This window comes from Curtobacterium sp. 320, assembly GCF_031455235.1.
In the GTDB taxonomy this organism is placed as follows: Bacteria; Actinomycetota; Actinomycetes; order Actinomycetales; family Microbacteriaceae; genus Curtobacterium.
Map to the genome: position 1 here is coordinate 105,947 of NZ_JAVDSI010000012.1, position 10,507 is coordinate 116,453.

8 protein-coding genes, 2 tRNA genes and 1 pseudogene are annotated in these 10,507 nt (G+C 70.3%); 8 read left to right on the forward strand and 3 right to left on the reverse strand.

Annotated elements, in window-relative coordinates; all coding sequences use genetic code 11:
• Positions 1-9 precede the first annotated feature (9 nt).
• The 3 genes from J2X60_RS15380 (at position 10) to J2X60_RS15390 (ending at position 4,487) form a co-directional block, all read left to right on the forward strand.
• A complete protein-coding gene (locus J2X60_RS15380; RefSeq protein WP_309888706.1) occupies positions 10-3,009 on the forward strand; it encodes a glycoside hydrolase family 38 C-terminal domain-containing protein in 3,000 nt (999 codons plus the stop codon).
• A 53-nt stretch (positions 3,010-3,062) separates the two neighbouring features.
• Complete coding sequence (locus tag J2X60_RS15385) at positions 3,063-3,977, forward strand: endo-beta-N-acetylglucosaminidase H (RefSeq protein ID WP_309888708.1); 915 nt, start codon at positions 3,063-3,065, stop codon at positions 3,975-3,977.
• Positions 3,978-4,196: 219 nt separating this feature from the next.
• Entirely contained in the window at positions 4,197-4,487 is a 291-nt protein-coding gene (locus J2X60_RS15390; RefSeq protein ID WP_070416579.1) for a DUF1905 domain-containing protein, read from the forward strand.
• A gap of 25 nt (positions 4,488-4,512) precedes the next feature.
• Here J2X60_RS15390 and J2X60_RS15395 read toward each other — a convergent pair whose 3' ends face one another.
• Positions 4,513-4,749, reverse strand: coding sequence for a hypothetical protein (locus J2X60_RS15395; protein WP_309888710.1), 237 nt, complete (start codon positions 4,747-4,749; stop codon positions 4,513-4,515).
• Positions 4,746-5,336 carry a transcriptional regulator gene (locus J2X60_RS15400; protein ID WP_071295888.1) on the reverse strand — a complete coding sequence of 197 codons (591 nt, stop codon included), beginning with the start codon at positions 5,334-5,336 and terminating at the stop codon, positions 4,746-4,748. Before J2X60_RS15400 ends, J2X60_RS15395 begins: the two co-directional genes overlap by 4 nt.
• A 227-nt stretch (positions 5,337-5,563) precedes the next feature.
• Between J2X60_RS15400 and J2X60_RS15405 the strand changes: the two genes are divergently transcribed.
• Positions 5,564-6,733: a hypothetical protein gene (locus J2X60_RS15405; protein WP_309779021.1), complete on the forward strand. Its 1,170-nt coding sequence runs from the start codon at positions 5,564-5,566 to the stop codon at positions 6,731-6,733.
• Positions 6,730-8,415, forward strand: a complete 1,686-nt coding sequence (locus J2X60_RS15410) for a glycosyltransferase (RefSeq protein ID WP_309779022.1) — start codon at positions 6,730-6,732, stop codon at positions 8,413-8,415. The genes J2X60_RS15405 and J2X60_RS15410 overlap by 4 nt, the downstream gene beginning before the upstream one ends.
• A 16-nt stretch (positions 8,416-8,431) precedes the next feature.
• On the opposite strand, the gene J2X60_RS15415 is transcribed toward J2X60_RS15410, so the two are convergent.
• Positions 8,432-8,502: transfer RNA gene (locus tag J2X60_RS15415), tRNA-Gly, on the reverse strand.
• Positions 8,503-8,556: 54 nt separating this feature from the next.
• Here J2X60_RS15415 and J2X60_RS15420 point away from each other — a divergent pair.
• The 3 genes and pseudogenes from J2X60_RS15420 to tig all read left to right on the forward strand — a co-directional run.
• A complete protein-coding gene (locus J2X60_RS15420) occupies positions 8,557-8,895 on the forward strand; it encodes a hypothetical protein (RefSeq protein WP_309888712.1) in 339 nt (112 codons plus the stop codon).
• A 58-nt stretch (positions 8,896-8,953) separates the two neighbouring features.
• Positions 8,954-9,030: transfer RNA gene (locus J2X60_RS15425), tRNA-Pro, on the forward strand.
• A gap of 36 nt (positions 9,031-9,066) precedes the next feature.
• Positions 9,067-10,507: pseudogene (tig, locus tag J2X60_RS15430) on the forward strand (trigger factor); the annotation flags it as partial.

Below are 10,507 nucleotides of genomic sequence, written 5' to 3' on the forward strand. Positions count from 1 at the left end.
AAGGTCCCCATGCACGACGACATCCCCCTCACCACCGGCCGGGCACGACGCGTCCTCGACGAACGCATCCTGCCGGCGGTGCACGCCACCGCGACGCCGCTCGAGACCGCGTGGCACGAGCTGCCGGGGGAGCCGATCCCGCCCGCGGCCGGGCTCGCGCTCGAGTTCACGCCGTACGAGGTGGGCACGACGTGGGGTGCCGCGTGGGGGACGACCTGGTTCCGGCTGCGGGGGACCGTGCCGGACGAGTGGGCCGGCAGGCGCGTGGAGGCCGTCGTCGACCTCGGCTTCGACAAGAACATGCCCGGGTTCCAGTGCGAGGGACTCGTCTACCGCGCGGACGGCACGCCCGTGAAGTCGATCAACCCCCGCAACCAGTGGGTGCTCGTCGCGGAGGAGGCCGTCGGCGGCGAGACCGTCGAGCTCTTCGTCGAGGCGGCGTCGAACCCCGTCCTGCTCGACTACCACCCCTTCCTGCCGACGCAGGAGGGCGACGTCCAGACCTCGTCGTCGACGCGCCTCTACACGAGTCGCCGGATGGACCTCGCCGTCTTCGAGTCCGAGGTGCACGAACTCGCGCTCGACATCGACGTCCTGCTCGAACTGCAGGCCGAGCTCCCAGAGGGGCCGCGGCGGATGCGGATCCTGCAGGCCCTCGACGACGCCCTCGACCGGCTCGACCTGCAGCACATCGCCGCGACCGCCCCCGAGGCCCGAGCGGCCCTCGCGGACGTCCTCGCCGCGCCCGCCGAGGCCTCGGCCCACACGATCTCCGCCGTCGGGCACGCGCACATCGACTCCGCCTGGCTCTGGCCGGTCCGCGAGACGATCCGCAAGGTCGCCCGCACCACCTCGACGATGACCGAGCTCATCGACCAGACCGACGACTTCCTGTACGGCATGTCGAGCGCGCAGCAGTACGCGTGGATCAAGGAGCACCGGCCCGAGGTCTACGCCCGGGTCAAGGCCGCCGTGGCGGCCGGACGCTTCCTGCCGATCGGCGGCATGTGGGTCGAGTCCGACACCGTGATGCCGACGGGCGAGAGCATCGTCCGCCAGTTCTCGCAGGGGCAGCGGTTCTTCGAGCGCGAGTTCGGGATCCGGCCGAAGGGCGTCTGGCTGCCGGACAGCTTCGGGTACTCCCCGGCGCTGCCGCAGCTCATGCGTCGCGCGGGCTTCGAGTGGTTCTTCACGCAGAAGATCTCGTGGAACCAGGTGAACAAGTTCCCGCACCACACCTTCCTCTGGGAGGGCATCGACGGGTCGCGGGTGTTCTCGCACTTCCCGTCGATGGACACCTACAACTCGCGGCTGTCCGGCAGCGAGGTCGCGAAGGCCTCCCGGCAGTTCCGCGAGAACCGGCTCGCCTCGGGGTCGATCGCGCCGGTCGGCTGGGGCGACGGCGGCGGCGGTACGACCCGCGAGATGACCGGCACGGCGAAGCGCCTCGCCGACCTCGAGGGGAGCGCGAAGGTCCGCTGGGAGCACCCGGACACGTTCTTCGACCGGGCGAAGTCCGAGCTGACCGACCCGCCGGTGTGGGTGGGGGAGCTCTACCTCGAGCTGCACCGTGCGACCCTGACCAGCCAGCACGGCACGAAGCAGGGCAACCGCCGTTCCGAGCAGCTCCTCATCGAGGCCGAGCTCTGGGCCACGACCGCCGCGGCCCGGACCGAGTACGAGTACCCGTACGACGAGCTCGACGCGCTCTGGCAGCAGGTCCTGCTCCAGCAGTTCCACGACATCCTGCCGGGGACCTCGATCGCGTGGGTGCACCGCGAAGCGGTCGCGAAGTACGCCGAGACGGACCGCGCCCTGACCGCGATCATCGACCAGGCGCTGTCGGCGCTCGCCGGTACCGGGGACGCGGCCGTCGTCGTGAACCCGGCCCCGTTCCTCCAGGCCGGCGCACCCGCGCAGGGCGCGGTCCTGGCGACCGACGTGCCGGAGCCGGCCGCCGTGGCACTGACCGAGGAGGACGGCGGCTACGTGCTCGCCAACGACCTCGTCCGGATCGTGGTCGACGCGCAGGGGCTCGTGACGAGCGCCGTCGACCGGGCGACCGGGCGCGAGGCGATCGCTCCGGGGCAGGCGGCGAACCTGCTGCAGCTGCACCAGGACTTCCCGAACATGTGGGACGCGTGGGACGTCGACCGCTACTACCGGAACCGGGTCGAGGACCTCGTGTCGGTCACCGGGCTGCACGGTTCGGTCGACGCGGACGGCGTCGCGCGCGTCGTCGTCGAGCGGGCGTTCGGCGACTCGACGGTCCGGCAGGAGCTCGTGCTCGCGCCGGACTCCCGCACCCTGGAGTTCGACCAGACGACCGACTGGCACGAGACCGAGAAGTTCCTCAAGGTCGCGTTCCCGCTCGACGTCCGCGCCGAGCACACCGTCGCCGAGACGCAGTTCGGGGCGCAGAAGCGGGTGACGCACACGAACACCTCGTGGGAGGCCGCGAAGTTCGAGACCTCGATGCACCGCTACGTGCTCGTGTCCGAGCCGGGCTTCGGCGTCGCCCTCGTGAACGACTCGATCCACGGGTTCGACACCACGCGCGACGCCGTCGACGGGCACGTGACCACCACCGTGCGGCTCTCACTGCTGCGGGCACCGCGGTTCCCCGACCCCGAGACCGACCAAGGCGTGCAGACGCACCGGTACGGGATCGTCATCGGCACCGACCAGCTCGGGGCGACGGCGGCCGGCGTGGTCATGAACGCCGCTGCACGGGTGACCACCGGTGGGCACGGGTTCGACCCGCTCGTGCAGGTCTCCGGGGACGTCGTGCTGTCGAGCGTCAAGCTCGCCGACGACCGCTCCGGCGACCTGGTCGTGCGGGTGTACGAGCCGTCCGGGCAGCGGGGGACCGGCGGGATCGTGGTCGACGGCCCGGTCGGTCCGGGGGCGGAGGTCACCTTGCTCGAGGAGCCGCTGACCGAGACGGACGCGACCTCGTTCGCCGTCGACGCCTACGAGGTGCGGACCTTCCGCTTCCCGCGCGGCTGAGCCACCTGTCCCAGTTCGACCCATTCGAGTTTGACCGTTCAAGGAGGAATGTGATGAAGAAGACGATGACGTTCGGGATCGTGGCGGCCATCGCCGCGATGGTGGCGGCACCACTCGTGCCGTCCACAGCGTCGGCTGACCCGGCGCGAGCAACCGCGTCTGCGACCAGCGCGACGAAGTCCGGGCCCACGAGCATCGCGTACGTGGAGGTCAACAACGACCAGCTCGCGAACGTCGGCCGTTACCAGCTGGCGAACGGGGCGAACGCGTTCGACGTGGCGATCATCTTCGCCGCGAACATCAACTGGAACGGCTCGAAGGCCGTCCTGTACAACAATGACAAGGTGCAGGCGACGCTCGACGATGCGGCGACGCAGATCAAGCCGCTGCAGGCCAAGGGCATCAAGGTCTCGCTGTCGATCCTCGGCAACCACCAGGGCGCCGGGATCGCCAACTTCCCGACCCAGGCAGCCGCCGCGGACTTCGCGTCCCAGGTCACCGCCACGGTCACGAAGTACGGCCTCGACGGGGTCGACCTCGACGACGAGTACTCGGACTACGGCGCGAACGGCACGCCGCAGCCGAACCAGCAGTCGATCGGCTGGCTCATCACCGCGCTCCGTGCCCAGATGCCCGGCAAGCTCATCTCGTTCTACGACATCGGCCCGGCGTCGTCGTCGCTCTCGTCGTCGAGCAGCACCATCGGCTCGAAGCTCGACTACGCCTGGAACCCGTACTACGGCACCTACTCGGCGCCGTCGATCCCGGGCCTCGGGAAGGCGAAGCTGTCCGCCGCCGCGGTGGACATCCAGAACACGGCGCAGTCCACCGCAGTGTCGCTCGCACAGCGCACGAAGGCCGACGGGTACGGCGTCTTCATGACGTACAACCTGCCGGACGGTGACGTCGCGTCGTACGTGTCGTCGATGACGCAGGTGCTCTACGGGCAGGCCGCGACGTACCACTGACGTCGCGTCCGGTGCGGCGGCTCGCGCCCCGCGTCTCCTCGGCACGGTCCAGGAGGCGCGGGGCGCGTCCGTCCCGTCCCTCGCCTCCCGTCGCTGGAGCAGGATCTGCACGTGCGCGCTGACCGTTCTGGTTCGCGGAACCCGGGAACCGTGAACCGGAACGGTCACGAACGCGGCCGAACCCGCCCGTCCGCGTGCGGCGCGCCGTACGATCGCGACGTGGAGCTCCAGTTCACCGGCGAGGTCATCGAGTGGCGCGGTCCGGCGCCGTTCTTCTACGCCGTCGTGCCACCGGACGCCGCCGAGGTGATCCACGACCTCGCGCCGATGCTCACCTACGGCTGGGGCGTGATCCCCGCCCGCGTGACGATCGGGTCGGTGACCTGGACGACCTCGCTCTTCCCGAAGGACGGCGGGTACCTCGTGCCCCTCCGGGCAGCGGAGCGTCGTCGCGCGGGTGTCGAGCTCGGCGACGAACCGGCGATCACCCTCGAGCTCGCGGGTCCCTGACGCCCGCGCACGGTGGCCGGGCGGGTCACCAGCGGCGTCGGAGTTCGGCCGCGATCAGGTCGGTCCTCGTGCTCGTGCCCGGAGACGCCTGCTCGCCGAGGGCGCGACGGAAGGCGCGTTCGCGGGCCGTGACGGCTCGGAGGGCACGACGTTCGGCGTGCCGGAGGCTCCAGCGGACGAGCGCTGTGCCGAGCCGGTTGGTCAGGACCTCGACCGGCGAGACCGGCGGGACCGGGAGCGTGCGGGGCTGGTAGGTGGTCACGGTGTCGGCTCCTCGTCGATGATCGGGACGCTGCGGACCTGGGCGAACACGCGACGGACGCCCTCGGGCAGATCGGCCGCCTGCCCGCGGATGGCGCGGTACCGCTCGATGACGGCCTCGAACTCCCGCCACATCGCGCCGTACTCGTCGGGAGTGAGCGCGACGTAGGTCGACGACCCCGAGACGCCACGCCAGTCGGCCGGGACGGTGTCGGGGTCGCGGGTGGTCCACTCACGCACCAGGTCGTTCTCGGCGTCCATGACGGCGAGGCTCGCGAGCTGCGTCGCCGTCTGCTGCGCGGGGGAGGCCGGGCCCTCGTCGGGGCTGCCGATGCTGATCCGGCCGGCGGTGCGTTCCCACCAGCGCTCGCGGGCGTTGCCGCGGTCGGGGAGCTCGTGCACGAACCCGTGGCGCTCGAGCTGCCGGAGGTGGTAGCTCGTCGAGCCGCTCGACTCGCCCAGCTTCGCGCCGAGCGACGTCGCGGTCGAGGGGCCGTTCTGGGAGAGCAGGTCGAGCAGGCGCGCCCGGAGCGGGTGCGCCAGCGCCTTGAGGGCGGCGACGTCGAGGATGCGGGTCTCGTCGGTCATGGCTCCACCGTACACCGCAAAGACATGTTTGCAAACAGTTCGTTGCAAACATGTCTTTGCCGATGGCCCATGCCCGGCAGTGTGGACGGGAAGGGGAATTCCCCCCGGATGGGTCACAAGTGGGCCGTAATGAGGACAAGTTTGTACCCCATTCGTGGTCTGTCGGCGGAACGGTCCGTGCACTGGGATGGAGGGGCTCGTACGTCTGCTCACCCGAAGGAGCACGCATGACCGTCTCGGTTCCCCGACGCATCGTCGTCTCGACGCCAGCGCGTTCGGTTTCCCGCGCCGCCCTCCGGCCGCTCCCTGCGTCCACGACGCGGTGGCTGCTCCGCGCGGCGTTCGCGCTGCCCTACGTGACGGTGGCACTGCTCACCGTCGGCGCCGCGACGACTCCACAGCTCGCGGCCACCGGCAACCAGGCCACCCTGGACCGGGCGACCGCCGCGCTCGACGGAGGAGTGGTCCAGGCGATCGGCCAGCTCTACCCACTGCTCTCCGGCGTCCTGCTGCGGTTCCTGCCGTTCGGCGTGCACGGCGCCGCGGTGCTCGGGGGTGTCGCGGCAGGTGTCTTCCTCCAGGTCCTCGCACAGGCGATGCTCCGGCGCGGTGTCCGGATGCGCAAGGTCGTCGTGTTCACCATCGCGCTCGGGGCGAACCCCCTCTACGCGTTCGTGGCACTGAACGACCTGCAGGCCTTCCTCGGCATCGCGCTCTTCGCCGTCGCACTGACGGACATGGTGCGGTTCTCGTCCTACGGCGACACGCAGGCTGGCTTCCGGGCCGGGCTGTCGCTCATGCTCTCGACACTGCTCGACCCGATGGGACTCGTCTACGTCGTCGTCGCAGCCGTGACGGTCCCGCTGCTCGAGGTGGCCCGGCAGGGGCAGCACGGGCTCCGGCGCGCGAACACGATGGTCCTCGTCTTCCCGAGCGTCGCGGTCCTCGGCTCCGTGGCCGTCCTCGACCTGCTCGTCCTGCGGGATCCGTTCGCGGCCCTCCGGCGCACCGTGAGCCTCGACCCCCAGCGTCTGGCGGTCCTGGACCACCTCTTCACCTCGTTCGACGGGCTCCTGCTCGGTGCCATGGTGCTGGCCGGGTGCCTGCTCGCCCTCCTCGTGCACCGCCCGGGAGCGATCGCGATCGTGTTCGTCCTGTTCGCCGGGATCCTCGCCGGGTACGCGATCGGCCTGATCCCGGCTGCGACCGCTGGCAACACCTTCGTGACGATGCTCGCGGTCGCGGTGGCGATCCTGCCCCGAGCGACGACCCGGACCACGAGCGTGCTGATCACCGTGCTCGCGGCGCTGCAGATCCCGCTCGCCTGGGCAGCGGCGTTCCAGCGCGAGGTCGTCCTCGAGTGGATGCACGTCCTCGTCGCGGCGGTGGCCTCGTGACCGCGCTCGTGCCGACCGACGCTCCCACGGCGGCCCCGCGTCACCGCGGCGCGGACACCGACTGGCGACCCGTCCACCGGTGCTCGGTCCGTCGGCACGTCGACGAGGGTTGGGTCGCCTCGGCCCGGGTCCGTGACGGCGTGCTCGTGCTCACCAGCGGTCGGTCGGACCCCGACGTGCTGCGGGCGGCGCTGACCGAGGAGTTCGGCGAGCCCGTCGTGCTCCGGACCGTCGACGAGTCCGTCGTCCGCCAGCGCATCATGTGGGAGCTGGACGACGAGCTCGCGGACATCGCCGCGCACGACCTCGCCCGCACGAACCCGGCGATGTCGGCACGCACGGTGCTGTCGCGCGGACAGCAGGTCGGCGGTGCCGCGGCCCTGCTGGTGTTCGTCCTCTGCCTCGTCCTCGCCCCAGGCACCACGGCCGCGATCGCGACGGCGGTCCTCTCGCTCGGCTTCCTCGCCGGGATCGTCTTCAAGTTCTGGGTGTCGATGGTCGGGGCGCGGTTCGACCTCGTCGAGCAGGTGTCGACCGCGGACATCGAGGCGCTCGACGAATCGACCCTGCCGACGTACACCGTGCTCGTGCCCGTCTTCCGCGAGGCGAACATCGTGCACGACCTGGTGCGCAACCTCGAAGTGCTCGACTGGCCGAAAGACCGGCTCGAGGTCCTCGTGCTCGTGGAGGCCGAGGACCACGAGACGCGACAGGCCGTCCTGGACGCGAGCCCGCCGCCGTGGATGCGCGTCGTCATCGTCCCCCCGGGCACGCCGCAGACGAAGCCCCGCGCGTGCAACGTCGGACTCGCCATCGCGCGCGGCGAGTACGTCGTGATCTACGACGCCGAGGACCGTCCCGACCCGGACCAGCTCAAGAAGGTCTTCGTGTCGTTCGGCCGCGCCGGTGCCGACACCGTGTGCGTGCAGGCTGCCCTGAGCTACTTCAACGCTGACGAGAACGCCCTCACCCGGATGTTCACGCTCGAGTACTCCTACTGGTTCGACTACATGCTCGCCGGGCTGGACGCCCGGAACCTCCCGATCCCGCTCGGCGGCACCTCGAACCACTTCCGCACCGAGCTCCTGCGCGAGCTCGGTGGCTGGGACCCCTACAACGTCACCGAGGACGCCGACCTCGGGATCCGTGCGTCCGCCGTGGGCTACCGCGTGTCCGTCGTCAACTCCACGACCATGGAGGAGGCGAACACGTCGATCCCGAACTTCGTGCGGCAGCGGTCGCGGTGGATCAAGGGCTACATGCAGACCGCCCTCGTGCACGCCCGCCGACCCCGCGCGCTCGTCCGGGAGATCGGGGTGCGCCGCGCCGCCGCGTTCACGCTGCTCATCGCGGGGACGCCGCTGACGTTCCTCGGGATGCTGCCCGGGATCGTCGTCACCATCGCGACGTTCGTGCTCCCGAGCTCGTGGACGGCGCCGGTGTTCCCGACGCCCGTGCTCTGGCTCTGCGTGCTCGACTTCCTGCTCGGCAACGCGACGATGATCTACCTCACCATGATGGGGCCGTACAAGCGTGCGCGCTTCGACCTGATGGGGTGGGCGCTGCTCAACCCGTTCTACTGGGTCCTGCACTCGATCGCGGCGTACAAGGGCCTCTGGCAGCTGATCACGCGCCCGCACTACTGGGAGAAGACCGAGCACGGACTCACGAAGACGACCTGAGCCGGACGGGAACCGGAGGGGATGACGGGAATCGAACCCGCGTGGCCAGTTTGGAAGACTGGGGCTCTACCATTGAGCTACATCCCCGCGCCTGCGCACCAAGCGCAGCCCGACCATCGTAGCGGACGAACGAGCACCGACATGTCACCACGTACCGTGCCGTCCCGGGTCGTGCTCCCGCCGAGCGACCGGGACGCCCGGCGGATCAAGCGCTCGCGGGTGCTCTCCTACGTGCTGGTCGTCCTCGCCGCGATCGTCCTCTCGTTGCGGCCGGAGCTGTTCGGGGACCCGCAGACCCAACCCGCGCACGCGCTCCTGCACGCGTGGCGCATCGTCGCCGGCATCCTGCTCGCGGTGGCCGCGCTCGGCGTGCAGGTCGTCGTCGGCGTGCGGTGGCGGACGGGCCTGCGACGACGCGCGCAGGACGACGCCGAAGACGGCTCCGAACCTGCCGGGAACCGCGCGCCCGGGGACCGCTAGACTCATCGGCGTCGCATGCGCCCTACCGGCGTGCGCGGACACCCCTGGCCCAGTCAAACGGGGCGTAGCTCAGCTTGGTAGAGCGCCCGCTTTGGGAGCGGGAGGTCGCAGGTTCAAATCCTGTCGCCCCGACCAGGACCACACGAACGTCAACCAACAGGAGAACATCCCTTGGCCACCAGCACCGTCGACAAGGTGAGCGACACCCGCGTCAAGCTCACCGTGAACGTGACGCCGGAAGATCTCAAGCCGAGCATCGACCACGCGTACAAGCACATCGCCGAGCAGATCAACATCCCCGGCTTCCGCAAGGGCAAGGTCCCGCCGGCGATCGTCGACCAGCGCGTCGGCCGCGGCGAGGTCCTGAACCACGCCGTCGGCGACGCCATCGACAACTTCTACCGCCAGGCGGTGGAGGAGCAGGAGCTGCGCATCCTCGGTCGTGCCGAGGCCGACGTCGCCGAGCTCCCGAACGTCAAGGACTTCACGGGCGACCTCGTCCTCACCTTCGAGGTGGACGTCCGTCCCGAGTTCGACCTGCCGGAGTACGACAAGTACGAGCTCACCGTCGACGCGGTCGAGGTCTCGGACGACGAGATCGAAGAGGAGCTGCAGAACCTGCGCACCCGCTTCGGCACGCTCGTCACGGTCGACCGCCCGGCGACGACGGGTGACTTCGCCCAGATCGACCTCACCGCCACCATCGGCGACGACGAGGTCGACTCGGCCACCGGCGTCTCCTACGAGATCGGCTCCGGCGACCTGCTCGAGGGCATCGACGAAGCGCTCGAGTCCCTCACCGCCGGCGAGTCCACCACCTTCGAGTCGAAGCTCGTCGGTGGCGACCGCGAAGGCGAGATCGCCCAGATCGCCGTGACCGTCACCGCCGTCAAGGAGCGCGAGCTCCCCGAGGCCGACGACGAGTTCGCGCAGATCGCCAGCCAGTTCGACACGATCGACGAGCTCAAGGCGGACCTCAAGGAGCAGATCGCGAAGTCCAAGACCTTCGGTCAGGGCGCCGCGGCTCGCGACAAGCTCGTCGAGAAGCTCATCGAGGACGTCGACATCCCGATCTCGGAGCAGCTCATCGAGGACGAGGTGCACCGCCACCTCGAGCAGGAGAACCGCCTCGAGGACGACGAGCACCGCAAGGAGGTCTCCGAGTCCAGCGAGAAGGCCTTCCGCTCGCAGATCCTGCTCGACTCGATCGCCGAGAAGGAAGCGATCCAGGTCTCGCAGGAAGAGCTCACGCAGTACCTCATCCAGGCCGCTGCGCAGTACGGCATGGAGCCGGGCGAGTTCATCAAGGTCATCGACCAGAACGGGCAGATTCCGGGCATGGTCGGCGAGGTCGCGCGCTCCAAGGCCGTCGCGACCGTCCTCTCCAAGGTGACCGTCAAGGACACCAACGGTGACGACGTCGACCTCTCCGCCTTCACGGCGGGGGTCGCGCAGGCGCCTGCGGAGGACGCCGAGTAACGATCTCGACGCCACCAGCACGACGGACGGGAGGCGGGGGGGCCCCGGGGCCCCCCCCCCCCCCCCCCCCCCCCGCCCGGGGGGGGCCCCGCACCCCCCTGGGGGGGGCGCCCCCCCCCCAACACCCCCCCCC

Coding starts and splice junctions, on each gene's coding strand:
- J2X60_RS15405 (WP_309779021.1), top strand. CDS start 5,564: ATGACCGTCTCGGTTCCCCGACGCATCGTCGTCTCGACGCCAGCGCGT.
- J2X60_RS15380 (WP_309888706.1), top strand. CDS start 10: ATGCACGACGACATCCCCCTCACCACCGGCCGGGCACGACGCGTCCTC.
- J2X60_RS15400 (WP_071295888.1), bottom strand. CDS start 5,336: ATGACCGACGAGACCCGCATCCTCGACGTCGCCGCCCTCAAGGCGCTG.
- J2X60_RS15420 (WP_309888712.1), top strand. CDS start 8,557: ATGTCACCACGTACCGTGCCGTCCCGGGTCGTGCTCCCGCCGAGCGAC.
- J2X60_RS15385 (WP_309888708.1), top strand. CDS start 3,063: ATGAAGAAGACGATGACGTTCGGGATCGTGGCGGCCATCGCCGCGATG.